Below are 26,461 nucleotides of genomic sequence, written 5' to 3'. Positions count from 1 at the left end.
CACTTTTGCGCCGATTGCCGCCCAAATACCGCCTGCGATGGCTGGGAAATTGGCGTTGCGCGGTGATTCGCCCGCGCGATGAAGGAATTCCGGCCATGATACGGTCGTCTGACGCGGAGACTGGTTTCGTCCAGCGCTTCGCGCTTTCCGCCTCAACGAAATTGACCCACGCCGTCGTAGTGTCGCTCGCGCTCGGCTCGGTGTCGCTGTGCCTGATCCTCGCACTCACCGTGCTGTCGACCCGGATCAGCATGGCGATGCCGTTTCAAGGCTGATCCACGCGCTTTGCGTCTATCGAACCCGATGTTCCGATGGCGGCGCGGCCTGGCCCGCAAGCAAACCTCGCCTTTCAAGGGAGACGTTGCGTTGAAAGCACCTTTGGTCTGGGTCGCCGGAACGTTGACCGTGGCGATCATCCTGATTGCCTCGCTGCTGATCGCCAACGCCAGCAGCGACGAGAACGCCTCGGCCGCCGGCCCGCTCAACGTGCAGATCTTCGCCAGCGGCCTGGTGCATCCATGGGCGCTGGCGTTTCTGCCAGGCGACCGCGTGCTGGTGACCGAGCGTCCCGGCCGGATGCGCGTGGTGTCGGCGCAAGGTCTGTTGTCGAAACCGCTGCAAGGCGTGCCGGAGGTCTGGGCCGTCGGCCAGGGCGGACTGCTCGACGTCGTCACCGACACATCCTTCGCGCAGAACAACACGATCTATTTCTGCTTCGCCGAACGCGTCGGCAATGGCGGCCGCACCGCGGTGGCTCGCGCGAAATTCATCGACGGCGACGCGCCGCGGCTCGACGAAGTCGCGGTGATCTTCCGCCAGGACGGACCGCTGTCGAGCGGCAATCACTTTGGTTGCCGGATCGCGCAAGCCCGCGACGGCAACCTGTTCGTCACGCTCGGCGAACATTTCATCCATCGCGACGAGGCGCAGAATCTCGCCAATCATCTCGGCAAGCTGATCCGGATCGCGCCCGACGGCAGCGTACCGAGCGACAATCCGTTTGTCGGCCGCAACGACGCCAAGCCCGAAATCTGGAGTTTTGGTCATCGCAACCCACAGGGGCTGGCCTTCAATCCGAGGTCGGGTGAATTGTGGGAGATCGAGCACGGCCCGCGCGGCGGCGATGAGATCAACATCATCGCCAAGGCCAGTAACTACGGCTGGCCGGTGATCGGCTTTGGCATCGACTACAACGGCGCCAAGATCCACGAGGCGACGTCGAAGCCCGGCATGGAGCAGCCGATCAAATATTGGGTGCCGTCGATCGCGCCCTCCGGCATGGCATTCTACACCGCAAAGCTGTTTCCGAATTGGGACGGCAGCCTGTTCGCCGGCGCGCTGGCGGGCCAGATGCTGGTGCGGCTGTCGCTCGACGGCGACAAGGTGACCGGCGAGGAGCGGCTGCTGCAGGCTTTGCATGAGCGGATCCGCGACGTCCGCCAGGGTCCCGACGGCGCGCTGTGGCTGCTCACCGACAACACCGCGGGCCGGATACTGAGGGTGACGCCGGCGAAGTAGCGAGCTGTTGCTTAAGCAACATGCGTTGCTGTCGCCACCCGCGAAAGCGGGTGGCCCAGTATTCCAGCGCATTGGCAATGGGATCGAAGCGATGCGGATTACTGGGTCCCCCGCTTTCGCGGGAGATGACGTTAGGTCGTGTATCAACCTTCCTGGCCCACCCATCGCGCCATCGCCTCAGGTCCATTTGTGAAAAATGAAGAACGCTCCCGCCGCCACGAAGGCGAAGCCGACCGCGTGATTCCAGCCCAGCGGCTCCTTCAGATACAGCACCGAGAAGGCGGCAAACACGATCAGCGTGATCACCTCCTGAATGGTTTTCAGCTGCGCCGCCGAATACACTTCGCTGCCCCAGCGATTGGCCGGCACCGCCAGCCAGTATTCGAACAGCGCGATGCCCCAGCTCGCCATGATCACCAGCGGCAGCGCGACGCTCTTGTATTTCAGATGGCCGTACCAAGCGAAGGTCATGAACACGTTGGAGCCGAACAGCAGCACGATCGGCAGCAGATAGGGCGAGAAAACGAGCGGCATCAGGGTCCTTTCAAACGACGAGCTAACGCGCGGCGACGCAGCGCAGTTCCCGCGTAACGGTTGATGATTCTTTAATACGTCATGGCTGTGTAACAATGTACCGCTAGGTTTCGCCTGCGATTGATCGAGGCCCCCCGTCGCCGATCAGCCGCTCCAAAAGCGGTCCCCGTCAGTCGCCGCGTCTGACCGGGGCCGCACTTTTTTACGCGCCAACCCGATCGCGCCGGCCGCACGCGCGACAGCGAGGGGTCCACCATGATCCGTCTCACCCTCCTCATCGCCGCGCTGCTGATCCTCACGCTGGTGCTGCTGCCGCTTCAACTGATCTGCATGGCGTTCGACCTGCGCCTGCAGCGGACCATCCCGCATCTGTATCACCGCGCGCTGTGCCTGCTGATCGGCGTCCGGATCCGCCAGGTCGGCGAACGCCGCGGCAACGGCCCGGTGCTGATCCTGTCCAATCACGTCTCCTGGCTCGACATCTGCGTGATCTCGGCGCTGACGCCGGTGGTGTTCATCGCCAAGAGCGAGGTCGCGCGCTGGCCGGTGTTCGGCTGGCTCTCCAAACTGCAGCGCACCATCTTCATCGACCGCCAGGCGCGGCACCGCACCGGCGCCGCGACCAAGGAAATCGGCGACCGGCTGCTCGACGGCGATGCCGTGGTGCTGTTTGCCGAAGGCACTTCCAGCGACGGCACCCGCGTGCTGCCGTTCCGCTCGGCGCTGATCGGCGCGGTGCATCACGCACTCGGCGCCTCGACCCAACACACCGCGATCGCGGTGCAGCCGATGTCGGTGGCCTATACGGGCTATCGCGGGCTGCCGATCGGGCGCGAATTTCGCGAGCGCGTGGCGTGGTATGGCGACGCCGACCTGATGCCGCATCTGCTCGGCATCCTGTCGGCCGGCGCGATCGACGTCACCATCAGCTGGGGCGACGCGGTCGCTACCGAGATGAGCGCCGATCGCAAGCAGATTGCCCGCGACGCGGAAACCGCGGTGCGAAAGATGACCGCGGCGGCGCGGCGTGGCGCGGCCGTCCCTGGACCGATCGACCAACCCTCGGCGCAACCGCTGCCGGAACCGGCCTAACGCGCGCTGCCGGCATAACGCCGGCCGCCTTGCGGCATCGCGGAGCGCACGCCACAATGGCGTTGTCCCGCAGATCGCTGCGCACGTCACACTGGATGGTTCATGCAAATTCGCAATCTCGGCGGCTCCGGCCTGCGCGTCTCCGCGGTCGGCATCGGCTGCAATAATTTCGGCCAGCGCACCGATCTCGAAACCTCGCGCAAGGTGATCCACAAGGCGATCGATCTCGGCGTCACGCTGTTCGACACCGCCGACATCTATGCCGGGATGGGCGGCTCCGAGACCGTGCTCGGCACCGTGCTGGGCACGCGGCGCAAGGACATCGTGCTGGCGACCAAATTCTCCAAGCCGATGGCAACCGACGGCACCAAGCAGGGCGCGTCGCGGCGCTACATCATGGCGGCGGTCGAGGCCAGCCTGACCCGACTGAAGACCGACTGGATCGATCTGTATCAGCAGCACGACTACGATCCCTTGACGCCGATCGACGAGACGCTGCGCGCGCTCGACGATCTGATCCGCCAAGGCAAGGTGCGCTACATCGGCAACTCGAATTTCCCGGCGTGGCGGATCGCCGAGGCCGAATTCACGGCGCGCGAACTCGGCGCCAATCGCTTCGTATCGTGCCAGGACGAATACAGCCTGGTAGTGCGCGACATCGAGAAGGAGCTGCTGCCGGCCGCGCAACAATACAATCTCGGCCTGTTGCCGTTCTTTCCCTTGGCCAGCGGCTTGCTCACCGGCAAGTACCAGCGCGGCGCCGCGGCGCCCGCCGACACCCGCTTCGCTAAGGCGCCGGCGCTGCGCGACCGCTACCAGACCCCGCGCAACGAGGACATCGTCGAGCGGCTCACCGCATTCTGCGTCGCGCGCGGTCACTCGATGCTGGAATTGTCGTTCTCCTGGCTGGCGTCGCGGCCGCAGGTCTCCAGCGTGATCGCCGGCGCCACCCGCGTCGAGCAGGTCGAGCAGAACGTCGCCGCGATCGGCTGGACGCTGAGCGCCGAGGAGCTGGCGGAGATCGACAAAATCACGCTGGGGTAAGCTCTGCCCGGGATGATGCGGGGCGCAGTTGCGCGCGTCTCGAACCATGCGGCAGCGATGCATCCCGGATGATGGAAGCGGAATCGGCAATCATCCCTCCTCCGCCGCCGCGCGGCGATTTTGCTGCAGTTCGGCATAGACCTCCTCGATCAGTTGCTGCGCGACCTGCGGCGACAGCGACAGTTGCAACTGCGCGAGGCAGGCTTCGGCGTCGCCCGCGCAGCGTCTGGCGCGACGGCATTTCGCGGCGGGACAATTTGCAAAGCCGCGCGCCACGTCGGCGGTCTGGCGCATCACCTCGTCAACCGCCGCCTCCCAGTCGGCGTCGGAGCATTGCGCCAGCGCCTGCGATCGTTCGTCGTCTTCGCGCTGCGTGAGAAACGCCTCGTCCCATTGCGCGACATCTGCCATGGCGGTGATCTCCTGTAGGTGATGGCGGCGATCCGCCAGCGCGCAGAGTCCAGGCGCGCGACAACGGTGCCCGCGAATGCTCGCGTGAGCGGGACGGCTCATGGGCCTCCCACCAATGAGGGAGGCGGAGCGCCGAAAGGCGCGCCTTGTTGAGTGGCCGCAGCGTGCGCGCCGGATCGCCGGAACGCAGAGGCCGCGGAAACGCCTTTCGACGCTCCACCGTGGCTTTTTTCGGTCTCCGGGCCGTTCTTCCGGGCGCCCGATCCGCGGGATTTCTCCGCGTTCGTTTGCGCCACGTCCAGCCGGCACACAGCGGCAGCCGCTCATAGTAGCGGCGGACGGCAATCCGGAGCCCCCGAGTGCGCCGGGAGACGTCCTCCCCGCGCCGCAGGCGCCACCTCCCACCCCGCACCTCCAAGCGTCCCAGGAAACGCCCCTCAGTGGGATGAGGTAATTAGGAATATAATCCAGTCTGGGAGCGGAAGTCAATCCGGATTTTTGCGAACGCGAGAACAAATATGATGGGTGGCACGAACCGCCCCGACGCTGCTATCTTTTCGGCATGACCACTCTACTCGAACAAGCCTTTGAATCCGTGCGCGACCTGCCAGCCGAGCAGCAGGATGCGCTGGCACGGCTGTTGCTGCAATTTGCCGGGGTCGATCAACCGGCGATCGAACTAACCGCCGAGGAAGCCGCCTCGTTCGACGAGTCGCTTGCCCAGGCCGAGCGGGATGAATTCGCCACCAACGAGCAGGTGCGCGCGATCTGGGCGAAGCATGGGCTGTGAAGCTACGCTTCACCATCCGCGCCGCCACCGAACTGGACGAGGTCCTGACCTCGATCGACCGACATTCGCCGCAGGGCGCCCGGCACGTCAAACAACGACTGTTCACCGTGATTGATCTGCTGCTGGAATATCCTCAGGCCGGTCGGCTGACGAACAAGGGCCGGCTGCGACGCGTGGTCGCCTATCCCTACCCCTATCTGATCTTCTATCGCGCGACTGAGGCCGAAATCGTCATTCATGGCGTGCGCCACAGCGCGCGCCATCCCGCCTCAATGCCGGAATAGCCAACACGCTCCGACGAGCGCCGCGATCTATGGGCTCTCGCACCCTCCGCTCCCCGCATATCGCTACCAACATCCGGATTTCACGCAGCGTCGAAAATCAGGCAATGAGGCCAACACTTCATAGCTGAGCGAGTCTTGACAGCTACTCACAGCCATCGCTCCTACGTAGTAATACGCTAAGCGTTAATACACGACTCAATCTGCGCATTAACCTCACTTGTTAGCAAGACGTGAACGGAAAGGCGCAACCTTGAGTCAGAATGGAATTACTTCCATCGGAATGACATCGATGGGTTGTTAGCATGACGACCATTGGCATCGCATTCCCGGCGCAGATCTTCGTGGCCCAGGCGGAAGTCCGGCTGGTGGCGCATCAGACCGCAAAGGCGGAGCCCGCGATCATCAAGGCCGATGAAGTCGCGCTGGCTGACGCCCAGCATTCCGCGACCGAGCAGACCGCCCCACCGCCACAGGTCGATATCGTGACGTAGCAGGGCCGGACTGCCGGCGGCGTGGTGTGCGCGGCGACGTTCGGGTATCTTTGCGCCGGTCGGCCCGGCCGCTCCGCAGGATGCGGCTTGCAAACGCCGCGCAACAGCTTGGCTGCTCGGGACGAGTGGGCACGCATGCCCCCCCGCGCGCGATTCCCGTCCGCCCCCCCTAGCTGCACGGCGCTCGGCAGCATAGAGTTCCGTCATGGCAGTCACCGACATCGCGAGCAGGACCTATAATCACGGCTGGCGGCTCGATCCGATCGTCCGCAGCCTGCTCGACACCGATTTCTACAAACTATTGATGCTGCAGATGATCCGGGAATTCTATCCGGACCAGCGGGTGACCTTTTCGGTGATCAATCGCAGCCGCCACATCCGCCTTGCCGAGATCATCGACGAGGCCGAGCTGCGCGCGCAGCTCGACCATGCCCGCACCCTGCGGTTCGCCAAGAAAGAGCTGATCTGGCTGGCCGGTAACACCTTCTACGGCAAGACCCAGATGTTCTCGCCGGACTTCATCGCCTGGCTGGCGACCTTCCGGCTGCCCGATTACGAACTGACCAAGGTCGACGGCCAGTACGAACTGCGGTTCGACGGGCCATGGACCCACACCACGATGTGGGAGATCCCGGCGCTGACCATTCTCAACGAGCTGCGCTCGCGCCAGGCGATGAAGGGTCAGGGCCGCTTCGCGCTCGACGTGCTCTACGCCCGCGCCAAGGCGAAGCTGTGGAGCAAGGTCGAGCGGCTGCGCCGGCTCGACGGGCTGCGGCTGTCCGATTTCGGCACCCGGCGACGGCATGGCTTCCTGTGGCAGCGCTGGTGCGTCGAGGCGGTGAAGGAAGGGCTCGGCCGCTCCTTCACCGGCACCTCCAACGTGCTGCTGGCGATGGACAACGACCTCGAGGCGATCGGTACCAATGCCCATGAACTGCCGATGGTGGCGGCGGCGCTGGCGACCGACGACGACGAGCTGCGCTGGGCGCCCTATCTGATCCTCGACCAGTGGCGCCAGACCTATGGCGGCAATCTGCTGATCGCGCTGCCCGATGCCTTCGGCACCCGCGCCTTCCTGCGCGATGCCCCGGAATGGGTGGCGGACTGGACCGGGTTTCGGCCCGACAGCGCGCCGCCGATCGCGGCCGGCGAGGAGATCATCGCCTGGTGGAAGTCCAAGGGCCGCGATCCCAGGGAAAAGCTGCTGGTGTTTTCCGACGCGATGGATGTCGGCTCGATCGAGGAGACCTACCGGCACTTCGCCGGCCGCGTCAGGATCAGCTTCGGCTGGGGCACCAACCTGACCAATGATTTCGTCGGATGCGCCCCGGACGGTTCGACCAATCTCGACCCGATCTCGATCGTCTGCAAGGTGACGGCGGTCGACGGCCGGCCCGCGGTCAAGCTGTCCGACAATCTGGAAAAAGCGACCGGCGATGCGGCGGAGATCGAGCGCTACCTGCGGGTGTTCGGTAACGCCGGCCGCGTGCGCAGCGCGGTGCATGTCTGACGATCGACGTCGCGGGCAGGCTTCGCCCGGCTCTGTTGGCCACCGCCGCAAATCGGGCTGTCAGGTCGCGCGTGTCCGGATCGCATCCGAAGCGCCGGACAGCGTCTTGTCAGAATTTCCCGTACACAAGTATCAGGGCACCGACAAACGCCGCAATATACTACTCTGATACCTGATTTTGCCTCGAAAACCGGGTGAGCGATCACGGAAAATTGTTCCTGCGCAATGTCCCTGACGGCGAAGCCTGTCACAACGCACGCACCGACGGCGGCAATCCTCTGCGGCCCGAGGATCGAGACGAACGTAATTCTCTTATGAGGTTCCTGAAATGGCTGAAGATATGAACAAGGTCGGGCCGAGCGGCCTGACGATCGCGGAGTCTGAAGAGCTCCACAAGCATGTGATCGACGGCACCCGCGTCTTCGGCGCGATCGCGATCGTCGCCCACTTCCTGGCGTATGTCTATTCGCCCTGGCTGCACTAAGCACTAAGGAGTATCCAACATGAATCAAGCTCGTATCTGGACTGTGGTCAAGCCGACCGTTGGTCTCCCGCTGCTGCTCGGCAGCGTCACCGTGATCGCGATTCTCGTTCACCTGGCGCTGATCTCGCACACCACCTGGTTCGCGAAGTACTGGAACGGCAAGACCGCTGCGATCGAAAGCTCGGTCAACGTCGGTTAATTGCAGCTCCTTTCGCTGTGATGCCAGAACCGGGACCCGATGGGTCCCGGTTCTTTCTTTTTGGGCCCGTGCCAACAAAAATGGCCCCGAAACGCCGCATGCGCTCCGGGGCCAGACTTTCGGGAGGTATTCGAAAGTGTAAATCTCGAATCGCACCATGAAATCCCAATCAATTCGATTTTGATTTGACCCTGGACAACTCCGCCGCGGCGGATGACGGCGGCGAATGCTATAAGGTGGCAATGATCAGCATCTCCGCAGCGCGATTCGATCGATGACCGAGCAGCCCGCCACGCCCCTGCCGCGCCGGCTCGCCTGTTCCAGCTGCGGCACGGAGTTTTCCTGCGGCCTGTCGAACGACTGCTGGTGCGCCGCGGAGACCGCGCGGCTGCCGATGCCGTCGGCCAATGCCGATTGCCTTTGCCCGGACTGCTTGCGCAAGGCGGCGGCCGCCGCGGAGCCGGCGCGGTGAGCGGGCGCTGGCAGGTCGACGCCGTGCTGCTCGACATGGATGGAACGCTGATCGACACCGAGCGGATCTACATCTCCAGCCTGACAACCGTGCTGACTGGATTCGGCTTTGCCGACGCTGCCACCGTATGCCACGCCATGGTCGGCCTCGCTGGTCCCGACTGCCAGAAATTGCTGCTCGACCGTTATGGCGCGGACTTCCCGCTCGGCGCGGTCAATAAGGCGTTCGTGGCGCGACGCGACGAAATTTTTCGCGACGGGCTGCCGCTGAAGGCCGGCGCGCGCGAACTGCTGGACGCGCTGCGCGATTCCAATTGTCCGATGGCGCTGGTCACCTCGGCGTCGCGGCGCACCGCAGAACAACACCTTACACTGGCCGGGATTCGCGCACGGTTCGACACCCTGCTGACCCGCGACGACGTCGAGCACGGCAAGCCCGATCCGGCGCTCTATCTGCTCGCGGCGAAGACGATTCGAACGCCGCCGCAGCATTGCGTCGCGGTCGAGGATTCCAGCGTCGGCGTCGCCGCCGCCCATGGCGCCGGCGTCATCACCCTGATGGTTCCGGATCTCGAGCAGCCGGGCACCGAGACCCGCCAGCGCTGCGCCGCGGTGCTGCCGGACCTGCACGCCGTGCTGGCGACGCTGCGCCTGCGCGGGGGGCTCGGCACCGCGGTGTCGTTGTAAAGGCGCGGCGCGACTATACCGTATAGCCGACCGACTTCCGCGCCATGCCGTCGAACGCTTCGAGCAGCCGCTCGCGCCAGGCATAGACCGCGTCCTCCGGCTTCAGCAGCGCGAACGGCGAAACCGCACGCGCCCACTGGAATGGGCCGAACACGATATAGTCGGCATAATTCGGCGCATCGCCGCCGATGAACGGCTGCGTCTTCAAGGTCAGGCGCAGCGGGTCGAGGCCGCGGCGGAAGCCCTCGACGGCCTGGTCGCGGCCGGCGACCACCTCCTCCAGCGTCTTGCCGAACCGCGCCTCGCGCGTCTTGCGAAAATACGTCTCGTCCTCCGGCCGCAGATGGGTGGCGATATCGGCGACGATCAACGGAAACATCCCGCCGATCACCGCGATGTCGCCCCACCAGTTCAGCATCCGCGCCATCGCCCGGCCACCCTCGCCGCCAAACAATGACGGCCGATCCGGGTATTTATCCTCGAGATAGTTGGCGATCGCCCAGGAATCGCAGACCGAAGTGTCGCCGTCGAGCAGCACCGGCACTTTGTCGGAGTTGTACGGGCTGATCGCGGATTTCTCGGTGAAGCGCCACGGGATCGTTTCGGCCGTTAGACCCTTGTGCGCCAGCGCCATCCGCGTCCGCCAGCAGAACGGGCTGAACGGCCGGGCTTCGTCGACGCCGACCAGTTCGAACAGTTTGAGAGTCGGTGTGATGGTCATGATGTTCCCTCCTTGTCCCGTGGTCGAGGCCGCGCTGCCACGCGGAATGCCCCTCATCCTGAGGAGGCCCGAAGGGCCGTCTCGAAGGATGAGGATGGTTGCGCTCATCCTTCGAGACGCCGCGCAAAGATGCGCGGCTCCTCAGGATGAGGTCAGTGCGCGGGTCAAGCCCGCGCATGACGCATCATTGTTTGATCAGGCCGGCCGCAGCGGACGCGACGTTGCTACTTCACCACCGCGGCGGTCTGGCCGAACAGCAGCGCGCGTTCGGCGTCGGTGCGGATTGCAGGCTGGCCGAAATTCGGATTGACCTCCTTGGCCTTGGCATAGGCGCGTTCGGTGGCGGGGCGCTTGCCGATGGTTTCCAGCCAGCGCTTGAGGTGCGGGAAGTCGTCGATGTTCTGGCTCTGGTTCTTGTACGGCACGATCCAGGGATAGCTCGCCATGTCGGCGATCGAATAATCACCGGCGATGAATTCGCGATCGGCGAGCCGCTTGTTCAGCACGCCATAGAGCCGGTTGGTCTCGTTGACGTAGCGATTGATCGCGTAGGGAATTTTCTCCGGCGCGTAGTTGTTGAAGTGATGGTTCTGTCCGGCCATCGGCCCGAGCCCGCCCATCTGCCAGAACAGCCATTGCAGCGCGTCGTTGCGGCCATAGAGATCGGCGGGCAGGAATTTGCCGGTCTTGTCGGTGAGATAAAGCAGGATCGCGCCGGATTCGAAAATCGACAGTGGCTTGCCGCCGCCGGCCGGCGCGTGGTCGACGATCGCCGGAATCCGGTTGTTCGGCGCGATCGCCAGAAATTCCGGCGTGAACTGTTCGCCCTTGCCGATGTTGATCGGGATGATGGTGTAGGGCAGCCCGGCCTCTTCGAGGAACATCGTGATCTTGTGGCCGTTCGGCGTGGTCCAGTAATACAGATCGATCATCGGCGCGGTCCTGTTGTTGCTTTTCGCGGCGGGTCATCCGAACTGGATGCGCGATTTGGATGCGATTGCATGGACTTTGACCGATTGCGAGACGAAGTCAATGGGGCCGCTTCGCCATACGCAAATGTGAGGTGCGCTGAATTCGCGACGGCTGCATCGAGGATGCGAGCCGTCATCGCGAGCGGACTGGCATCCTACTCCACACTCGCCTTCTTCGGCTCCACCACCTCGAAGTCCGGCGTGAATTCGTCGAACAGGCCGAACAGTTCGCGCAGCCGCAGCGGATTGCCGGTGAGCCAGAGGTCGCCGGTGGCGATCGCGCCCAGAAAGGTGCGCTGCTTCAGCGAGATCGCGTCGAAGGTGGCGCGTGACAGCGTGACGCTGACGTCGGCGTCGTCGGAGAGTTTGCCGGCGCTGTGGGTGAGCGCCGAATTCTCCAGGTTCATCACATAGGTCTGCTTCAGGTCGGAGAACGTCCAGTTCACCACGATGTGCTTGCCCTCGGCCTTGGCGGCGTTGAGCCGGACGCCGAGAAAATCGAACGCCAGATCGATCGAAACGCCCTTCAGCAGATCGGCGTTGGCGGTCGACGCAGTGGCTTTCGGCGCGCCGTTGCGGAGCTCCTGGGCGCCGAGCAGATAGGCGTTGCGCCAGGTCGCGGCCTCGCTCTGGTAGCCGAGCTGCTCGAGCGCGTCGGCGCCCAGCGCGCGGGCCTCCTTGTTGGTCGGATCGGCGAACACCAGCTGGCTCATGACGCTGGCGACCCAGCGATACTGCCCGGCCTTGTAATCGTCGCGCGCCCGCTGCAGCACCGCCGCGGCGCCGCCCATATATTCGACCTGCTTCTTGGCGGATTCCGCGCGCGGCAGCGGATTGAGATCGGCGGGGTTGGCGTCGTACCAGCCGAGATAGAATTGATACACCGCCTTGGCGTTGTGGCTCAGCGTGCCATAGTAACCGCGCGACGCCCAGTCGCCGGCGAGCGACGGCGGCAGCTTCAACTGCTCGGCGATTTCGGTCGAGGTCAGGCCTTGGTTGAGCAGCCGCACGGTCTGGTCGTGGATGAATTTGTAGAGGTCGCGCTGCTTTTTCAGAAAGCCGACGATCCGCGCATTGCCCCAGATCGGCCAGTGATGCTGCGCGATCACGATCTCGGTGTTGTCGCCGTAGCGCTCGATCGCCTCGGCGATATATTTCGACCACAGCCTTCCGTCGCGGATCTCGGCGCCGCGGATGGTGTAGAGATTGTGCATGTTGTGGGTGGCGTCTTCCGCCATGTTCAGCAATTTGAACTGCGGAAAATACATGATCATCTCGCTGGGCGCCTCGGAGCCCGGCACCAGATGGAATTCGATCGCGACACCGTCGATGTTGCGGGTCTCGTAAGGCTGCCTGATCAAATCGTTCGGCGCGATCAGCGAGATCGTGCCGTTGGCCAGCGCCTTGCCGAGCCCGGTATCGACCTGGGCGCGGTCATTGATCGGCAGCGGCGTGCCGAACTGGAACTGGGCGCGGCGGCTCATCGCGTTGCCGGCGATGACGTTCTCCGCCACCGCGTGTTCCATGAAACCGTCGGGTGCGATCACCTTGACCTTGCCGGAGGCGGCGTCGGCTTCGCTGATCAGCCCGCGCGCGCCGCCGAAATGATCGGCGTGGCTGTGGCTGTAGATCAGGGCGACGATCGGCTTGCGCGGCCGGTGCTGATAGTACAGATCGAGCGCCGCCTTCGCGGTCTGCACCGACAACGTGGTATCGGTGACGATCAGGCCGGTGTCGCCCTCGACGATGGTGAGGTTAGCGACGTCGAAGCCGCGGATCTGGTAGACCCGCTCGGCGACCTGGAACAGACCGTTGGCGAGATTGAGCTGCGCCTGCCGCCACAGGCTGGGATTGACCGTGGCGGACGGCTGATCGGCGTTGAGGAATTCGTACGGCTTCAGATTCCACACCGGCGGGGCGCTGCCCTCGCCGGCGATCAGCCCGTCCGGCAGCGTGGCGATGAAGCCGCGCCTGGCGTCGTCGAAATCGGCGCGGTCGGCCAGCGGCAGCGCCTTGGCGAAGGCCTCGTTGGCGGCGCGGGTCGCGGGTGTGGCGTCGCCGGATTGCGCCAGTGCCGCGGCGTTGGTGAAAGCCAGCGCCGCGCAGGCGGCAACGAACATGGATGTGATGCTTGGTCTCGACATGGTGGGCCTCCCTGGGCGCGATCATGGCGATTTCCTCCGCGATGGCCATCGCGAATGCCGCCGCCGCCGGGAAAATTCCTGGCGCGGCCGACCCGAACGGCAGCAGGATTTGCCGCGTTGCGGCATAATGCATCGTGCGATTGAACATCCGGGCCAGCTGCGACGACAGACCGACGCATCCACGCCGCAGCCGCGGCAGCGATCCGATCACCACGAACATCCGGGACCGGCGTCGGCGATGACCTTGGCGGAGACCGACATGCTGCATTCGAACGAGGATCTGCGCGCGGCGGCGGAGGCCGGGGTGATCTCGTCGGATCAGCTGCAGGCCCTGCAGTCGTTCCTGGCGACGCGGCAACGACCGGATCAGCCGGCCGGCTCGGCGTTCGATATCGTGCACCTGTTGTGGTACGCCGGCGCGCTGGTAGTAATCAGCGCGATGGGGCTGTTCTCGACGCTGGCGTTTTCGGCGATGGGCGGCGGCGCGCTGACCGCCACCGCGGTGATCTACGCCGTGCTGTTCGGCTGGGCCGGCCACTATCTGTGGCACGCGAAAAAACTGCGTACGCCGGGCGGGCTGCTGATCGCGATCGCGGTTTCGATGGCGCCGCTCGCGGTCTATGGCATCCAGGATGCGTTCGGGCTGTGGAGCCAGTTCGGCAAGCCCGGCACGGTTCACGACTTCTATGTCTGGATCAAGGGCAGCTGGATCTTCATGGAGTTCGCGACCATCGCGGCGGCTCTTGTCGCGCTGCGGTTCTATCGCTTTCCGTTCATCGTGCTGCTGATGGCGGTGTCGCTGTGGTTCATGTCGATGGACATCGTGCCCTGGATCACCGGCACGAAATTGGGAGACTGGGAAACCTCGCGGCGGGTCTCGGTGTGGTTCGGGCTCGGCATCCTGGTCGCCGCCGTGGTCGTCAATTTTGGCCAGCGCCGCGGCGATTTCGCGTTCTGGCTGTATCTGTTCGGCGTGCTGACCTTCTGGGGCGGCATCACCGCCTCCTCCAACGGCACTGCGTTCGACAAAGCGCTGTATTGCGCGATGAATGTCGGCTTCCTGCTGCTGTCGGTGGCGCTGGGGCGGCGGGTGTTCGCGGTGTTCGGAACCATCGGCATCGCGATCTATCTCGGAGACCTCGCCGCAAAGCTGTTCAAGGATTCGCTGCTGTTCCCGTTCGCGCTGTCGCTGATCGGCGTCGGCATCATCGCGCTCGGGCTGTACGTCCACCGCCACCAGCGCGCCATCGAGGCGTGGGTCGAATCGTGGCTGCCGGCGCCGCTTAAACGGCTGCGGTCCGGCAACGCGGCGGCGTAGCCCCGCAACCGCCGCGGCGCCGGCCTTGAGCCGATCATCCGCCGCCGGCGACGCCTCTCACGAAGGCCGCGGCGCGCCCGGAGATCGCGGTCGCCAACGCCCGTTCCGACAGGCCGCAGAACATCCCGATCAGGACGGCGACGGTCCCTGCGGCCTTGAAAGAGTCGGGGCCGGTTTTCAGATTGCCGATCTCGATATTGATCGCGCCGGTCCAGAACAGCAGACAGGCGGTGAGGGTCAGGGCGACGACGAACAGAATCCGAAACGGCGGGTCGAGCGAGGATTCCTCCTGCATCGCGAGATCCTCGAACGGCAGGTCGAGACGCCGCACGGAAAACGACACCCAGGTGCCGATCGAGGCGCCGACCGCCGCCAGCAGGAAGGTCTTGTGATCGAGCCACCAGGGACTGTCGAACCACGACGTCCACTTGCACACATTCGCGACGTTGCCGCCGTGGCCGGCGCAATCGCCCAACCGAATGCGAATGTAGACGGCGAGGAACGCCAGCGCGAAGCCGCCGGACCACCACGCCAGCCGGCGCACATAGGCGTTCTTGATGCGGCCGGCCTCGCGCGCCACGAACTCGCCCTTCAGGCTCGCCAGCCCCTTCTGCGCCAGTCCGACCTGCGAGCCTTCCAGGCCCACCGTGCCGATGCCGGCGAGCTTCCTGACATACTCGTCGAGCAATTTATCGGCGCGTTCCTTGGCGTCCTCGCTAGTGCCACGCTCGAACCAGCGCGGTTTCTGTTCGCTCAGTTTCTGACAGACCGCGCGAATCACCGTGCAGGCATTGCTGATCTGGACGTACAGATCCTGCTTTTCGGGCGACGCGACGTCGTTCGGCGGCGGCAACCCTTCCTCGACCAGAAGGTCGATATCGACCGCGAGCTCTCGGGTATTGTCCCCTTCCTTGAGCTGAAGCTTGTTGGTGGTGACGCTGACGACGAACAGGGTGTTGTTGAGCCGGTCGCGCAGCCCGAGATAGCGCCCCTTCAGCACCAGCAGGTTGTCGACGCTGTTGGTCTTGCCTTCGCGGAAGGACGCGAAATCCTTTCGCAATTGGTCGGCGGTGCCCTGCTTGTAGGCTTTCAGCGTCGTCTGCACCGTCAATGCGCGATAGCGATCGGCGCCTTCGGAGACCTGCCGCAGCGACCTGAGGATCCGGTTCAGATTGTCGAGATAGACCTGCTCGTCGGCGGTCGGCTCGAACGACACAAGGACGACCTCGAAGTCGCCGTCGAATTTCGCCTTGTCGCTGTCGAGGACATGGATTGAAATATCCGGCTCGGAGGTGACGTCGATGTCTCCGATCGCCTTGAGGGCATCGCCGATATCGAGCGCGCCGCCGGCGAAATCCTTGACCACGTGACCGAGGCCGGCTGCCTTGTCGGACCACCATTTCCTTCGCGCCGCGACCAGCGAGGGGCGCAGCTCCTCGCTCTTCTTCAGGCCGGACTCGATCGCCTTCTGCGTCGTCTCGACCCTGCCCAGCAGGGCGACTTCCGGAGGCTCCAGATTCCCCGAGGTCGCGATTTCGAAATCGCCCTCGTAGCGCGGCGTCTGCCGCTCCTTGAATGCGATCGGCATCAGTCGGCCTCGTTCGCAGGAGGCTTCGGGTCGGGATAGGTCCCCCCACCGCCGATTTTGGTTTCCGCGCCGTGCCTCGGATCGGGATATTTGCCGCCGCCCGCGATCGCGGTCGAGATGCCGCCGATGTCCAATATATCCGGCAGCGGCCAGCCACCGCCGCCTTCGATCGATTTCGCGAGGCCTCGCTTGCCCGGCTCCAGCGCGCCCGCGACCTTCCACTGGGCGAGCGCCTGTTCGACATCGGATTGCGACAGCTGCAGCGTGACCGGGCCGAGCTTGTCGTCGAGATGCAGCTCCAGCACCTTGGCGAATTCCGGCGCCATCCGGTCGAGCCGGGCGAGTTCGTCGTGCAATTGCTGTTCGACGGGGGTGAGCTTCTCTTTCCGCTGATCGAGATCGGCGAGAAACTGCGAGAGCGCGGGTCCAAGCATGGTAGAACTCCTTCGCAATCTCCCGTCATGATAGCAGGAACCGGTTCCCGTTCAATCGTGAATTGGAGCCGTGCGCTTCCCCCGAGGCCCCAACCGACCCATATTACCGCCATGGCCAAATCTCCCGACGCTCCGAAGAAATCCGTCAAGACGCCGAAATCGAAGGCGCATCGGCCCGACGTGCAGCCGATCGGGCCGGCGCTGGCCGAATTGCTGAATCCCGCGATCAATCGCGGCGACGCCGGCATGGGGTCGGGCACCGGGCTGCAGCCGCCGCCGGACAATTCCAAGGACCGGCGTAGCGGCGGCGAGGCCGCGATCCATCGCGCCCGCGCCTCGACGCCGAAGCGGTTCGAGGGCGATGCGGGTCCGCAGCCCGCGGTGCAGCCCTATGCCCCGCGGCTGAGCCAACAGGGATTCCAGGAGGCGCCGCAGGCGGTGTACGGCACCGCCGCCACCATCCCGCCGCTCGATCCGGAGCTGGCCAAGCAGCTCGGCTTCACCACCGAGGAGGAAGACGCCGAGGCGCTGGCGCGGCCGCCGCGCAACAAGATGGAGGCGCTCGGCGTGCAGGCCACCGCCGACGCGCTGGAAAGCCTGATCCGCGACGGCCGGCCGGAATTCAAGGGCGACGACGGCCAGGTCCGGATCTGGGCGCCGCATCGGCCGCCGCGGCCGGAGAAATCCGAAGGCGGCGTCCGCTTCGTGATCAAGTCGGAATACGAGCCGAAGGGCGATCAACCGACCGCCATCAAGGAGTTGGTCGAAGGCATCGCGCGCAACGACAGGACGCAAGTGCTGCTCGGCGTCACCGGCTCCGGCAAGACCTACACCATGGCCAAAGTGATCGAGGCGACGCAGCGCCCCGCGATCATTCTGGCGCCGAACAAGACGCTGGCGGCGCAGCTCTATGGCGAGTTCAAGAGTTTTTTTCCCGACAACGCCGTCGAGTATTTTGTCAGCTATTACGACTACTACCAGCCAGAAGCCTACGTCCCCCGCACCGACACCTATATCGAGAAGGATTCCTCGATCAACGAGCAGATCGACCGGATGCGGCACTCCGCGACGCGGGCGCTGCTGGAGCGCGACGACGTCATCATCGTCGCCTCGGTGAGCTGCATCTATGGTATCGGCTCGGTCGAGACCTATACGGCGATGACCTTCGCGCTGAAGAAGGGCGAGCGGATCGACCAGCGCCAGCTGATCGCCGATCTGGTGGCGCTGCAATACAAGCGGACGCAAGCCGATTTCACCCGCGGCACTTTTCGCGTGCGCGGGGATGTGATCGACATTTTCCCGGCGCATTACGAGGACCGGGCCTGGCGCATCAATCTGTTCGGCGACACCGTCGAATCCATCGAGGAGTTCGACCCGCTCACCGGCCACAAGCAGGACGAGCTGGAATTCTGTAAGATCTACGCGAATTCGCATTATGTGACGCCGCGGCCGACGCTGATCCAGGCGATCAAATCGATCAAATCAGAACTGAAATGGCGGCTCGATCAGCTGCACGCGCAAGGCCGGCTGCTGGAAGCGCAACGGCTGGAGCAGCGCACCACCTTCGATATCGAGATGATGGAGGCCACCGGCTCCTGCGCCGGAATCGAAAACTACTCGCGCTATCTCACCGGCCGCCGCCCCGGCGAGCCGCCGCCGACTTTGTTCGAATACGTCCCCGACAACGCGCTGGTGTTCGCCGACGAAAGCCATGTCACCGTGCCGCAGATCGGCGGCATGTTCAAAGGCGACTTCCGGCGCAAGGCGACGCTGGCCGAATACGGTTTCCGCTTGCCGAGCTGCATGGACAACCGGCCGCTGCGGTTTGAAGAGTGGGACATGATGCGCCCGCAATCGGTCGCGGTGTCGGCGACGCCGGCGGCGTGGGAGCTGAACGAGAGCGGCGGCGTGTTCGTCGAGCAGGTGATCCGCCCCACCGGGCTGATCGATCCGCCGGTCGACATCCGCCCGGCCCGCACCCAGGTCGATGATCTCGTCGGCGAAGTCCGCGCCACCGCCAATGCCGGCTATCGCTCGCTGATCACCGTGCTGACCAAGCGGATGGCCGAAGACCTCACCGAATATCTGCACGAACAGGGCATTCGCGTGCGCTACATGCACAGCGACATCGACACCATCGAGCGGATCGAGATCATCCGCGACCTGCGGCTCGGCGCGTTCGACGCGCTGGTCGGCATCAATCTGCTGCGCGAAGGCCTCGACATTCCGGAATGCGCGCTGGTGGCGATCCTCGACGCCGACAAGGAAGGATTTCTGCGCAGCGAGACCTCGCTGATCCAGACCATCGGCCGTGCCGCGCGAAACGTCGACGGCCGCGTCATTCTCTATGCCGACCAGATCACCGGCTCGATGACCCGCGCCATCGCCGAGACCGACCGCCGCCGCGAAAAGCAGGTCGAGTACAATATCGAGCACAACATCACGCCGGAGAGCATCAAGAAGTCGATCGGCGACATCATGAACTCGGTCTACGAGCGCGACCACGTGCTGGTCGAGATCGGCGGCAAAAGCGCGTCGTGGTCCGACGACGTCTCCAGCATCGGGCATAATTTCGAAGCGGTGCTGGGCGATCTCGAAACCAGGATGCGCGAGGCCGCGGCCGATTTGAACTTCGAGGAAGCCGCTCGGCTGCGCGACGAAGTCAAACGCCTGCGCGCCACTGAGTTGGCCGTGGTCGACGACCCCACCGCGAAACAGCGCACCGTGCAAGGCAAGGCCGGCGCCTACAAGGGCGCCAAACAGTTCGGGGCCTCGGCCAATCTGCCGAAGCAATCCGACAAGCGCGGCGGCAACAACACGCCGCGTTCCGGCAAGGGCGCCTCTGCTCCCTCCCCCCTTGCGGGGGAGGGTCGGGGTGGGGGGTCGACGGCGGGAGCCTCACGAGTCCACAAACCCGACCTCGACGAAATGGGTATCGCCACCTGGCACGAGGTCAAACCCGACCGCGGCAAGAAGGTCGCCCGCCCGCGCAAGCCGACGCTGGACGAGATGGGCCCGGGGACGGAGAGCAAGATCTTTCAGCCGACGTCGAGCCGGGAAGCCGGCCCGGAGTTCGGGCCGTTGCCGCGTTCCAGCGGCGGCGCGCCAGGGCATCGCGGCGGGTGGAAGAAGAGGTCGTAGGCGGACCATCGCGTTGACAAAAACGCATCTGTAGCGTAAGCGCTACAGATGCCGACGATCCAGAGAACCGACGAATTCTCTCATTGGCTCACGCATCTTCGCGACCTCCGCGCCCGGGCAAGAATTCTGGCGCGGATCGATCGGCTGGAATTGGGCAATCCTGGCGACGTCGCGCCGGTCGGCGACGGCGTCAGTGAGCTGCGTCTTCACTATGGTCCAGGTTATCGCATCTATTTCGTTCGACGCGGTGCCGAGCTAATCGTTCTGCTCGGCGGCGGCGACAAGAGCACACAGAGCGCCGATATCGCGGCCGCAAAAAAACTGGCAAGCGAGTTGGAGGATTGACGGTGGCAAGAGCCAAGGCATTCGACGCGGCCGACTATCTCGACAGTCCGGAGATGATTGCCGCCTATCTCAACGAGGCTCTCGAATCCGAAGACCCGGCGCTGATCGCCAAGGCGATCGGCGCTGTGGCGCGCGCACAGGGCATGACCGATGTCGCGGAAAAGGCCGGCCTGTCCCGCGAAAATCTCTATCGCGCGCTCGGCGGCGACGCCAAGCCGGAATTCGCCACCGTGCTCAAGGTGCTGCACGCGCTCGGCATCGATCTGGTGGCACAGACCAGGGTGGCGTAGGCCGGCGTCTGTGTCAGACCATCGTTGAAGGTGCCTGCCAATTTGCGGAACTGAGAGTTCCGGCTAAGCTAGAGAAATGAAACTCGGCTTTGAAGAATCGCAAGCACCTTATTCCAGCGGATCGCAGAACGCGCGTGCGTGGACTGAGGCGTGGGTAAGCGCCTGGGCATACTGCCCTCACTGCGGCAATGCAAAGATTTCATCATTTCCTAACAACAGTCCGCTTGCTGATTTCTTTTGCCCTGCTTGCAACGAAGAGTTCGAACTCAAAAGTCAGAAAGGAAAATTCGGCAAGAGTGTTGCCGACGGTGCTTTCAAGACGAAATGTGAACGGCTGGCCGCAAGCAACAATCCCAATCTGTTGCTGATGAACTACGATCTCAAATCGCTCGCCGTCATCAACCTGTTCATCGTGCCAAAGCACTTCTTTGTCCGCGAGATCATCGAAGAACGAAAGCCGCTTGCACCTACCGCGCGACGCGCGGGCTGGATCGGATCGAATATCCTGCTCGGACGGGTACCCGACTCCGGCAAAATCCACATCGTTCAAGCTGGGATTATTCGGCCCAAAGAACTGGTCTTGTCGGAATGGCAGAAGACGCTGTTTCTCAGAAATGAATCGCCGGAAACGCGCGGCTGGCTGCTCGACGTGATGAAGTGCGTTGAATCGCTTGGCAAACGCGACTTCACGCTGGACGAGGTTTACGCATTCGATCGCCAGCTTGGCGAACTTTACCCCGGCAACCAGAACGTCCGGCCAAAAATACGTCAGCAATTGCAGTACTTGCGCGATCGTGGATTTGTTGATTTCATATCACGTGGAAATTATCGTTTGCGATCTTGAGGCAGTTCGCATGGCCTGGTTTCTCAATCACTACAAATGCGATCGATGTGGCCGTCGATGGACCGACGAATGGTCATGCATGTGTGACGACGAATGTCCACGTTGCGGCGCAAGAGACATGACGCCTTATGACAGTGACAACCTCACCACGGTCATTGAACAGGAAGGCGTTGAATTTGTGGTGCTGTTGTCGCCCGAAACGGCCGAGCATGATCCGGAATACAGAGAGGTCGGCCGCTTTCCGACGCGAAAGCAAGCGCTCAGATTTTCGGCATCGGCGAAGGATTGATTTGCGGCCATGACGGCAACAAAAAGGGCGGCGCGATGCGCCACCCTTGTCAGTCGAATGTCTGCGCGTGCGTTATCCCCTCACACCCGCTCGATGATGATCGCAGGCGCCATGCCGCCGGCGGCGCACATCGTGACCAGGCCGCGCTTCAGGCCGCGGCGTTCCAACTCGTCGAGCACGGTGCCGATCAGGATGGCGCCGGTGGCGCCGATCGGGTGGCCGAGCGCGATGGCGCCGCCGTTGACGTTGACCTTGGCGCGATCGAGCTTGAGGTCGCGGATGAATTTTTCCGCCACCACCGCGAAGGCCTCGTTGATCTCCCACAGGTCGATGTCGTCGACGGTGAGGCCGGCCTTGGCCAGCACCTTGCGGGCGGCGGGCACCGGCGCGTTCAGCATCAGGGTCGGATCGTCGCCGATATTGGCCATCGCCACGATGCGGGCGCGCGGCTTGAGGCCGTGGGCATCGGCGTAGGATTTCGAGGTCAGCAGCACGGCGGCGGCGCCGTCGACCACGCCGGAGGAATTGCCGGCGTGGTGGACGTGCTCGATCTTGAGGTCGGGATATTTCTGGTTGATCTGCTTGCGATAGGTCGAGCCGCTGGCGTCGAGCGGATAGTCGGCCATCGCGGTGAAGGCCGGCTTCAGCGCCGCGAGGCCTTCCGCCGTGGTGCCGGGGCGCGGGAATTCATCCTTGGCCAGCACGACATTGCCGGCGTCGTCCTTGACCGGCACCAGGCTCTTGTCGAAGCGGCCTTCGGCGATCGCGACGGCGGCGCGGCGCTGGCTCTCCAGCCCGAGCGCGTCCAGCGCTTCCCGCGAAATGCCTTCCATCGACGCGATGGCGTCGCCGCAGATGCCCTGATGCGACTGCGGATGCACCGCGTTCAGCCGCGCGTTGCCGCTTCCCATGCCGAGCGGCGGCTTGCCGGCCGCCATGTCCTCGGCCGCCATCGCGGCGGTCAGCGACATCATTTCGGTGCCGCCGGCGATCACTACGTCTTCCATGCCGGACATGATCTGCGCCGCGGCGAAATTCACCGCGGTGATGCCGCCGCCGCAGAAGCGGTCCAGCGTGGTGCCGGAGGCCTTGATGTCGTAGCCGGCGTCGAGCGCCGCCATGCGGCCGAGATCGCCGCCCTGCTTGCCGCGCTGGGTTGAGGTCGACCAGATGATGTCGTCGACGTCGGCGGTGTCGAGATGATTGCGCTCGGCGATCGCCTTCAGCACGGTGGCGGCGAGATGCTGCGGATGGTGCTCGGCGAGCGCGCCCTTGCCGACCTTGCCGATGCCGCGCGGGGTGCGGACTGCGTCGATGATATAGGCGTCGGCCATGGTGGTCTCCCGGGGTTTTTGAAAGGTATTCTTGACCGGGAGATTGTCCGGGACGGCCGCGAAGTCAAGCCGGGACGGCGCAGCCTTGCCATGCCGCGGCGTCGCAACCGGGCGAGGTCACGCAACGGATGCGCGAGGTCGCGTCACCCGCAAGCATGACGATTGCAGCAGCTGGGCAACAACTCGATTGACTTTCGCAAGCCCCTGCCAATCGAGCCGACGGCCGCACAGGAGCGCGGCCGACTCCTTGCGACAAGTGGACGGTCAGTGCCGATGGCCCTCGCTATGAGGCACCGGTCCGCCGCCTCCGCCGCCGCCATGACTGAGACCGCCGGCAATACCAATGCCGAGTCCAATCCCCTGCATGATAACTTCAGGGGGAATCCCAGAACCAGCCGGATGCGGTCGTTCGACGACTTCCTTTTCAACCGGTGGCTTGCGCACCCGCGGCGCCTCGACGCGCTTGGGCCGCGCCGGCTCCTCGACCTTGCGCTTCAGCGGCTGAACCGGGCACGGACACATCGGCCCCAGCGCGACATTGGTCGGCTGCACTGCGGGAGTGCCGAACGAACGATTGCGGACGCGTTCCTGCATCTTGCGCGCGGTCGCTGCCAGATCGCTGTCCGGATAGCTGGCAAGGAACGTCTGGAACGAAGCCGCGGTATTGATCGCCACCGCCGTGCTCCATGCCTCCATCACCTTGCGGCGATCGAGTAGCGAACGGACCCGCGTGTTGAAGGGAGGCTGGGCAAACAACGCCACGAAGGCTTCATAGGCCGTGACCGAGTCGTCGGCGATCACGAGCTCGTAGGCAACCTGTGGGTCCTTGCCCTTCAGTTCCTTGCGCCAGTCATCCAGGCTTCGCGCCGCGGACGGTGGCTTGCGCGGCTCCGCCTTCTCGCCTTGCCCCGACGGGCCTTGCCCGGACCCTTGACCGCCGGAGAAGAACTTGAATTCGGTTGTCAGCGACGAGCTTTCCCACGGAATCTGTCGGCCGTCCGTGGCCTGGTTCACCGCGATGCGGACGCGCTTGAATGCCTCTTCGATCGGCAGGTTCGGCTCCTTCGCAACGTTCAGCAGCGCCGTGGTGTAGGGACTGTTCGTACCGTTGCCGTCCTCCGCCACCGCTCCCGGCGACGTCGAATAGGAAATGAACGAGCCGGCGGCCCCAGCCTTGGTGTCGACGATTGCCAGTCCATGCCCCGCGGTCATGTTGATGTCGGGGAACGGATTGTTGCGGCAGGCATCGAGCATGACGATCCGCATCCGCGTCGGCACCGCTCCCAATGTATTCATCAGATCGTTGAGCCGGACCGCCTGCAGCGGGATATCGGCTTCGCGTTTCGGATCGACATCGACCGGCAACAGGTAGTTCTCGCCATCAATCTGCAATCCGTGGCCGGCATAGAACACCAGCGCCACGGTGTCTGGCCCGCTCGCGGCGACCTTGGCGGCGAAATTGCTCACGGCCTGACGCATGTCATTTTGCGACAGATCGGGGGCTTCGGTCACTTCGAAGCCCGCGTTGCCGAGTAACTCGGTCATTTTCTTGGCGTCGTTCGCGGGATTCGGCAGGGCCACCACCGCGCGATAGGCCGACTGACCGATCACCAGCGCGACGCGGCTCTCCGCGAACACAGCGTCAGAGGCCGCCACCTGGAACGACAGCAGAAATCCGGCGGCAGATAACAGATTGCGAGGGATCGGGCGGAACATGACGTCACCTCCATGCAAACACAGCATCCACCAAAGCTGAAAGACTTCGTCCAGCTTCGGAAACGCCCGCTGTTGGATTCCTATACGTGTCGGGTTTCGCTAAACTTTGATCTGCATCAACGCGATCAGCCCTCACTCGACAAGTTCAGATGGCGGGCGAAAGGCGACATTCACCGTCAGCGGCTCCGCCTACCGGCTAATAGGTACGATGAAACTCGGGTCCGACGAATCGCAAACACGAGAAGGCGTCAAGATTTCTGTCCGGCGATCGGTCGTTCTCCAGTCATTCCGGAAGCCACGACGTGACAGCTTTATCGCAGAGCGGCGATCCGGAAAAGGACGGGTGGGGAAGTTTACTCAAACCCTCGAATTGCCAAGTCGACCCGGCAACCGCATAGTTGAGCGCAGAGAATCTTCTCGAAAGAACTCAAGGGACTGAGCAATGGCGGACGCCGATCTGGATGTCATCATCCGGCAGCTTGCGAAGCAGCAGACCAAGACTTTGATGACGGCCGCCAAGGCGAGGCGCGAGCGCCAGCTCGGCTTCGCCGCCAAAGCCAAGGACGCCGCCGCCAAGCAGCGCTTCAAGCAGATCGCCGCCGCCACCATGGAGCAGGGCTCGATCGCCGCCAAGCGGCTGCAGATCTCCGCCGACAACGCCGCCGACAGTTACGCCCGCGCGCTGCGCAAGGCGGCGGAGGCACCGGTGGCGACCAAGCCGGCGCCGGCCAAGCCAGCGCCAGCCAACAAGGCCCCGCCCGCGAAGAAGCCGGTGAAGAAATCGGCCAGCAAGGCCGCGAAGACATCGAAGGCCTGATTGAACGCCGGCTGCCGCGCCGGCGTTGAATTTGTCGCCGGCGACGATAGACTTTGCGGATGGCCTGGTTTCTCAACCACTACGAATGCCTGCGCTGCAAATCCAAATGGACCGACCAGTGGTCGTGCCTGTGCGACGATGATTGCCCGCATTGCGGCGCGCGGCAGATGTCGCCGCATCTGGCCGAGGAGCTCACCACGCTGATCGAGCGGGACGGCCGCGACTTCGTGGTGCGGTGGTCGCCGGAGACCGCCGAGAGCGAGCCGGACTACCGCGAGCTCGGCCGGTTTCCGACCCGGGAGCAGGCGCTCGCGTTTCTCAGCGCCGACGGCTACTGAGACCGCACTCCGCCGTCCGGCATCCCGCCGGGAGACGATCAGATCCGCCGCTTGGTGGTGTTCTGCCGCATATTGGCGCGGTCGCCCTGCTCGTCGATATTCTGCTTTTCGTCGTCGCGATGGCCCTTGGTGGTGTCGAGCTCGACCTCGGGCGTGCTGCCCGGTCCCTTCGGGCTGCGGTTCTCTTCCGGAACGGGCGGAGTTTTCTTGGTCATTGTTAGCCTCCTCGGTGGACCGCAGGAAGTCTGAGTGCCGGCAATCTAGTTCGTCGCGGCGGGCCTGGCAATCGCGCGCATACAAACGCCTTCCGATTTGGTATTCCTGCGCCTGCGCCGATTCCACCAACCAGTGCGCGGGAGAACGTCATGGCCAAGGGTCAGATGAAGAGCAACAAGGAAAAGAAGAAGCCGAAAGCCGACAAGAACCTGAAGAAGGGCGGCGTCGCCAACGTCAACCCGTTCGCCGCCTCCAAGACCCCTGCCGGCCAGGCGCCGAACAAGAAGTAGGCCGCTTGTCCGACATCGGGCTGCGCTGGACCGCGTCCGAGCTGGCGTTGGCGGCGTTGATCGTTGCTTCGCCGGGGATCGTCGCCGGCCTAGTGCTCGGCGCCGTGGCGTGACGGAGCCATCGCGCGCGGCACCGCCCTCGGCGGATTC

At 64.2% G+C, this 26,461-nt stretch carries 31 protein-coding genes; 21 read left to right on the top strand and 10 right to left on the bottom strand.

Annotation, left to right across the window (positions count from 1 at the left end):
- The first annotated feature begins 95 nt into the window (after positions 1-95).
- Both HXX15_RS17795 and HXX15_RS17790 read left to right on the top strand, forming a co-directional pair.
- Complete coding sequence (locus tag HXX15_RS17795; RefSeq protein ID WP_296517701.1) at positions 96-275, top strand: hypothetical protein; 180 nt, start codon at positions 96-98, stop codon at positions 273-275.
- Between the two features lie 91 nt (positions 276-366).
- Positions 367-1,518 (top strand): PQQ-dependent sugar dehydrogenase, encoded by a 1,152-nt coding sequence (locus HXX15_RS17790; protein WP_296517700.1) that lies wholly within the window; start codon positions 367-369, stop codon positions 1,516-1,518.
- A 177-nt stretch (positions 1,519-1,695) separates the two neighbouring features.
- Here the strand turns inward: HXX15_RS17790 and HXX15_RS17785 are convergent, their stop codons facing one another.
- Positions 1,696-2,052 (bottom strand): DMT family protein, encoded by a 357-nt coding sequence (locus HXX15_RS17785; RefSeq protein ID WP_296517699.1) that lies wholly within the window; start codon positions 2,050-2,052, stop codon positions 1,696-1,698.
- A 255-nt stretch (positions 2,053-2,307) separates the two neighbouring features.
- Here HXX15_RS17785 and HXX15_RS17780 point away from each other — a divergent pair, with 255 nt between their 5' ends.
- Positions 2,308-3,144: a lysophospholipid acyltransferase family protein gene (locus tag HXX15_RS17780; protein WP_296517698.1), complete on the top strand. Its 837-nt coding sequence runs from the start codon at positions 2,308-2,310 to the stop codon at positions 3,142-3,144.
- Between the two features lie 102 nt (positions 3,145-3,246).
- The gene (locus HXX15_RS17775; RefSeq protein ID WP_296517697.1) at positions 3,247-4,188 is read left to right on the top strand and encodes an aldo/keto reductase; all 942 of its coding nucleotides are present in this window, start codon (positions 3,247-3,249) and stop codon (positions 4,186-4,188) included.
- A gap of 90 nt (positions 4,189-4,278) precedes the next feature.
- Here the strand turns inward: HXX15_RS17775 and HXX15_RS17770 are convergent, their stop codons facing one another.
- The gene (locus HXX15_RS17770) at positions 4,279-4,599 is read right to left on the bottom strand and encodes a hypothetical protein (protein ID WP_296517696.1); all 321 of its coding nucleotides are present in this window, start codon (positions 4,597-4,599) and stop codon (positions 4,279-4,281) included.
- Between the two features lie 562 nt (positions 4,600-5,161).
- Here HXX15_RS17770 and HXX15_RS17765 point away from each other — a divergent pair.
- From HXX15_RS17765 to HXX15_RS17730, 8 genes are all read left to right on the top strand, one after another.
- Entirely contained in the window at positions 5,162-5,389 is a 228-nt protein-coding gene (locus tag HXX15_RS17765) for a hypothetical protein (RefSeq protein WP_296517695.1), read from the top strand.
- A complete protein-coding gene (locus tag HXX15_RS17760) occupies positions 5,386-5,673 on the top strand; it encodes a type II toxin-antitoxin system RelE/ParE family toxin (RefSeq protein ID WP_296517694.1) in 288 nt (95 codons plus the stop codon). Before HXX15_RS17765 ends, HXX15_RS17760 begins: the two co-directional genes overlap by 4 nt.
- 302 nt (positions 5,674-5,975) lie before the next feature.
- Positions 5,976-6,164 (top strand): hypothetical protein, encoded by a 189-nt coding sequence (locus HXX15_RS17755; RefSeq protein ID WP_296517693.1) that lies wholly within the window; start codon positions 5,976-5,978, stop codon positions 6,162-6,164.
- 205 nt (positions 6,165-6,369) lie between these two features.
- A complete protein-coding gene (gene pncB / locus HXX15_RS17750; RefSeq protein ID WP_296517692.1) occupies positions 6,370-7,674 on the top strand; it encodes a nicotinate phosphoribosyltransferase in 1,305 nt (434 codons plus the stop codon).
- Positions 7,675-8,002: 328 nt separating this feature from the next.
- On the top strand, positions 8,003-8,158 hold the full coding sequence (gene pufB, locus HXX15_RS17745) for a light-harvesting antenna LH1, beta subunit (protein ID WP_296517691.1): 156 nt from the start codon (positions 8,003-8,005) through the stop codon (positions 8,156-8,158).
- Positions 8,159-8,177: 19 nt separating this feature from the next.
- Complete coding sequence (locus HXX15_RS17740) at positions 8,178-8,357, top strand: light-harvesting protein (RefSeq protein ID WP_296517690.1); 180 nt, start codon at positions 8,178-8,180, stop codon at positions 8,355-8,357.
- Between the two features lie 274 nt (positions 8,358-8,631).
- Positions 8,632-8,829, top strand: coding sequence for a hypothetical protein (locus HXX15_RS17735; RefSeq protein WP_296517689.1), 198 nt, complete (start codon positions 8,632-8,634; stop codon positions 8,827-8,829).
- A complete protein-coding gene (locus HXX15_RS17730; RefSeq protein ID WP_296517688.1) occupies positions 8,826-9,515 on the top strand; it encodes an HAD family phosphatase in 690 nt (229 codons plus the stop codon). The genes HXX15_RS17735 and HXX15_RS17730 overlap by 4 nt, the downstream gene beginning before the upstream one ends.
- A gap of 13 nt (positions 9,516-9,528) precedes the next feature.
- Here HXX15_RS17730 and HXX15_RS17725 read toward each other — a convergent pair whose 3' ends face one another.
- The 3 genes from HXX15_RS17725 to HXX15_RS17715 form a co-directional block, all read right to left on the bottom strand.
- The gene (locus HXX15_RS17725) at positions 9,529-10,236 is read right to left on the bottom strand and encodes a glutathione S-transferase family protein (RefSeq protein ID WP_296517687.1); all 708 of its coding nucleotides are present in this window, start codon (positions 10,234-10,236) and stop codon (positions 9,529-9,531) included.
- Positions 10,237-10,460: 224 nt separating this feature from the next.
- Positions 10,461-11,168, bottom strand: a complete 708-nt coding sequence (locus tag HXX15_RS17720) for a glutathione S-transferase N-terminal domain-containing protein (protein ID WP_296517686.1) — start codon at positions 11,166-11,168, stop codon at positions 10,461-10,463.
- Between the two features lie 194 nt (positions 11,169-11,362).
- A complete protein-coding gene (locus tag HXX15_RS17715) occupies positions 11,363-13,351 on the bottom strand; it encodes an alkyl sulfatase dimerization domain-containing protein (protein WP_296517685.1) in 1,989 nt (662 codons plus the stop codon).
- A gap of 259 nt (positions 13,352-13,610) precedes the next feature.
- Between HXX15_RS17715 and HXX15_RS17710 the strand changes: the two genes are divergently transcribed.
- A complete protein-coding gene (locus HXX15_RS17710) occupies positions 13,611-14,669 on the top strand; it encodes a hypothetical protein (protein ID WP_296517684.1) in 1,059 nt (352 codons plus the stop codon).
- A gap of 34 nt (positions 14,670-14,703) precedes the next feature.
- Here HXX15_RS17710 and HXX15_RS17705 read toward each other — a convergent pair whose 3' ends face one another.
- On the bottom strand, positions 14,704-16,257 hold the full coding sequence (locus tag HXX15_RS17705; protein WP_296517683.1) for a hypothetical protein: 1,554 nt from the start codon (positions 16,255-16,257) through the stop codon (positions 14,704-14,706).
- Positions 16,257-16,691: a hypothetical protein gene (locus HXX15_RS17700; RefSeq protein ID WP_296517682.1), complete on the bottom strand. Its 435-nt coding sequence runs from the start codon at positions 16,689-16,691 to the stop codon at positions 16,257-16,259. Before HXX15_RS17700 ends, HXX15_RS17705 begins: the two co-directional genes overlap by 1 nt.
- 111 nt (positions 16,692-16,802) lie before the next feature.
- Between HXX15_RS17700 and uvrB the strand changes: the two genes are divergently transcribed.
- The 5 genes from uvrB (at position 16,803) to HXX15_RS17675 (ending at position 21,600) form a co-directional block, all read left to right on the top strand.
- Positions 16,803-19,832, top strand: a complete 3,030-nt coding sequence (uvrB, locus tag HXX15_RS17695) for an excinuclease ABC subunit UvrB (protein ID WP_296517681.1) — start codon at positions 16,803-16,805, stop codon at positions 19,830-19,832.
- 48 nt (positions 19,833-19,880) lie between these two features.
- Positions 19,881-20,177: a type II toxin-antitoxin system RelE/ParE family toxin gene (locus HXX15_RS17690; RefSeq protein ID WP_296517680.1), complete on the top strand. Its 297-nt coding sequence runs from the start codon at positions 19,881-19,883 to the stop codon at positions 20,175-20,177.
- Positions 20,178-20,179: 2 nt separating this feature from the next.
- Positions 20,180-20,467 (top strand): addiction module antidote protein, encoded by a 288-nt coding sequence (locus HXX15_RS17685; protein WP_296517679.1) that lies wholly within the window; start codon positions 20,180-20,182, stop codon positions 20,465-20,467.
- Positions 20,468-20,543: 76 nt separating this feature from the next.
- On the top strand, positions 20,544-21,311 hold the full coding sequence (locus tag HXX15_RS17680; RefSeq protein WP_296517678.1) for a DpnI domain-containing protein: 768 nt from the start codon (positions 20,544-20,546) through the stop codon (positions 21,309-21,311).
- A gap of 118 nt (positions 21,312-21,429) precedes the next feature.
- Positions 21,430-21,600, top strand: a complete 171-nt coding sequence (locus tag HXX15_RS17675; protein ID WP_296517677.1) for a hypothetical protein — start codon at positions 21,430-21,432, stop codon at positions 21,598-21,600.
- Positions 21,601-21,680: 80 nt separating this feature from the next.
- On the opposite strand, the gene HXX15_RS17670 is transcribed toward HXX15_RS17675, so the two are convergent.
- Both HXX15_RS17670 and HXX15_RS17665 read right to left on the bottom strand, forming a co-directional pair.
- Positions 21,681-22,934 carry an acetyl-CoA C-acetyltransferase gene (locus HXX15_RS17670; RefSeq protein ID WP_296517676.1) on the bottom strand — a complete coding sequence of 418 codons (1,254 nt, stop codon included), beginning with the start codon at positions 22,932-22,934 and terminating at the stop codon, positions 21,681-21,683.
- Positions 22,935-23,198: 264 nt separating this feature from the next.
- Complete coding sequence (locus HXX15_RS17665) at positions 23,199-24,650, bottom strand: caspase family protein (protein ID WP_296517675.1); 1,452 nt, start codon at positions 24,648-24,650, stop codon at positions 23,199-23,201.
- A gap of 442 nt (positions 24,651-25,092) precedes the next feature.
- Between HXX15_RS17665 and HXX15_RS17660 the strand changes: the two genes are divergently transcribed.
- Positions 25,093-25,467 carry a hypothetical protein gene (locus HXX15_RS17660; protein ID WP_296517674.1) on the top strand — a complete coding sequence of 125 codons (375 nt, stop codon included), beginning with the start codon at positions 25,093-25,095 and terminating at the stop codon, positions 25,465-25,467.
- Between the two features lie 59 nt (positions 25,468-25,526).
- Positions 25,527-25,805, top strand: a complete 279-nt coding sequence (locus HXX15_RS17655; protein WP_296517673.1) for a hypothetical protein — start codon at positions 25,527-25,529, stop codon at positions 25,803-25,805.
- Between the two features lie 38 nt (positions 25,806-25,843).
- Here HXX15_RS17655 and HXX15_RS17650 read toward each other — a convergent pair whose 3' ends face one another.
- Entirely contained in the window at positions 25,844-26,020 is a 177-nt protein-coding gene (locus HXX15_RS17650; protein ID WP_296517672.1) for a hypothetical protein, read from the bottom strand.
- A 150-nt stretch (positions 26,021-26,170) separates the two neighbouring features.
- On the opposite strand from HXX15_RS17650, the gene HXX15_RS17645 reads away from it, so the two are divergent.
- Positions 26,171-26,311: a hypothetical protein gene (locus HXX15_RS17645; protein WP_296517671.1), complete on the top strand. Its 141-nt coding sequence runs from the start codon at positions 26,171-26,173 to the stop codon at positions 26,309-26,311.
- The last annotated feature ends 150 nt before the right edge of the window (positions 26,312-26,461 follow it).

The sequence above is a fragment of the Rhodopseudomonas sp. genome (genome assembly GCF_013377015.1).
Taxonomy (GTDB): Bacteria; Pseudomonadota; Alphaproteobacteria; order Rhizobiales; family Xanthobacteraceae; genus JARJEH01.
Note: the sequence above shows the minus strand (reverse complement) of the source record. Positions and strands in the feature narration are given on the sequence as shown.

Bases quoted from the DNA above. Each gene is read 5' to 3' on its own strand.
- HXX15_RS17795 (WP_296517701.1), top strand. From the start codon at position 96: ATGATACGGTCGTCTGACGCGGAGACTGGTTTCGTCCAGCGCTTCGCG.
- HXX15_RS17785 (WP_296517699.1), bottom strand. From the start codon at position 2,052: ATGCCGCTCGTTTTCTCGCCCTATCTGCTGCCGATCGTGCTGCTGTTC.
- HXX15_RS17780 (WP_296517698.1), top strand. From the start codon at position 2,308: ATGATCCGTCTCACCCTCCTCATCGCCGCGCTGCTGATCCTCACGCTG.
- HXX15_RS17775 (WP_296517697.1), top strand. From the start codon at position 3,247: ATGCAAATTCGCAATCTCGGCGGCTCCGGCCTGCGCGTCTCCGCGGTC.
- HXX15_RS17770 (WP_296517696.1), bottom strand. From the start codon at position 4,599: ATGGCAGATGTCGCGCAATGGGACGAGGCGTTTCTCACGCAGCGCGAA.
- HXX15_RS17765 (WP_296517695.1), top strand. From the start codon at position 5,162: ATGACCACTCTACTCGAACAAGCCTTTGAATCCGTGCGCGACCTGCCA.
- HXX15_RS17755 (WP_296517693.1), top strand. From the start codon at position 5,976: ATGACGACCATTGGCATCGCATTCCCGGCGCAGATCTTCGTGGCCCAG.
- pncB (WP_296517692.1), top strand. From the start codon at position 6,370: ATGGCAGTCACCGACATCGCGAGCAGGACCTATAATCACGGCTGGCGG.
- pufB (WP_296517691.1), top strand. From the start codon at position 8,003: ATGGCTGAAGATATGAACAAGGTCGGGCCGAGCGGCCTGACGATCGCG.
- HXX15_RS17740 (WP_296517690.1), top strand. From the start codon at position 8,178: ATGAATCAAGCTCGTATCTGGACTGTGGTCAAGCCGACCGTTGGTCTC.
- HXX15_RS17735 (WP_296517689.1), top strand. From the start codon at position 8,632: ATGACCGAGCAGCCCGCCACGCCCCTGCCGCGCCGGCTCGCCTGTTCC.
- HXX15_RS17725 (WP_296517687.1), bottom strand. From the start codon at position 10,236: ATGACCATCACACCGACTCTCAAACTGTTCGAACTGGTCGGCGTCGAC.
- HXX15_RS17720 (WP_296517686.1), bottom strand. From the start codon at position 11,168: ATGATCGATCTGTATTACTGGACCACGCCGAACGGCCACAAGATCACG.
- HXX15_RS17715 (WP_296517685.1), bottom strand. From the start codon at position 13,351: ATGTCGAGACCAAGCATCACATCCATGTTCGTTGCCGCCTGCGCGGCG.
- HXX15_RS17710 (WP_296517684.1), top strand. From the start codon at position 13,611: ATGCTGCATTCGAACGAGGATCTGCGCGCGGCGGCGGAGGCCGGGGTG.
- HXX15_RS17705 (WP_296517683.1), bottom strand. From the start codon at position 16,257: ATGCCGATCGCATTCAAGGAGCGGCAGACGCCGCGCTACGAGGGCGAT.
- HXX15_RS17700 (WP_296517682.1), bottom strand. From the start codon at position 16,691: ATGCTTGGACCCGCGCTCTCGCAGTTTCTCGCCGATCTCGATCAGCGG.
- uvrB (WP_296517681.1), top strand. From the start codon at position 16,803: ATGGCCAAATCTCCCGACGCTCCGAAGAAATCCGTCAAGACGCCGAAA.
- HXX15_RS17690 (WP_296517680.1), top strand. From the start codon at position 19,881: ATGCCGACGATCCAGAGAACCGACGAATTCTCTCATTGGCTCACGCAT.
- HXX15_RS17680 (WP_296517678.1), top strand. From the start codon at position 20,544: ATGAAACTCGGCTTTGAAGAATCGCAAGCACCTTATTCCAGCGGATCG.
- HXX15_RS17675 (WP_296517677.1), top strand. From the start codon at position 21,430: ATGACGCCTTATGACAGTGACAACCTCACCACGGTCATTGAACAGGAA.
- HXX15_RS17670 (WP_296517676.1), bottom strand. From the start codon at position 22,934: ATGGCCGACGCCTATATCATCGACGCAGTCCGCACCCCGCGCGGCATC.
- HXX15_RS17665 (WP_296517675.1), bottom strand. From the start codon at position 24,650: ATGTTCCGCCCGATCCCTCGCAATCTGTTATCTGCCGCCGGATTTCTG.
- HXX15_RS17660 (WP_296517674.1), top strand. From the start codon at position 25,093: ATGGCGGACGCCGATCTGGATGTCATCATCCGGCAGCTTGCGAAGCAG.
- HXX15_RS17655 (WP_296517673.1), top strand. From the start codon at position 25,527: ATGGCCTGGTTTCTCAACCACTACGAATGCCTGCGCTGCAAATCCAAA.
- HXX15_RS17650 (WP_296517672.1), bottom strand. From the start codon at position 26,020: ATGACCAAGAAAACTCCGCCCGTTCCGGAAGAGAACCGCAGCCCGAAG.
- HXX15_RS17645 (WP_296517671.1), top strand. From the start codon at position 26,171: ATGGCCAAGGGTCAGATGAAGAGCAACAAGGAAAAGAAGAAGCCGAAA.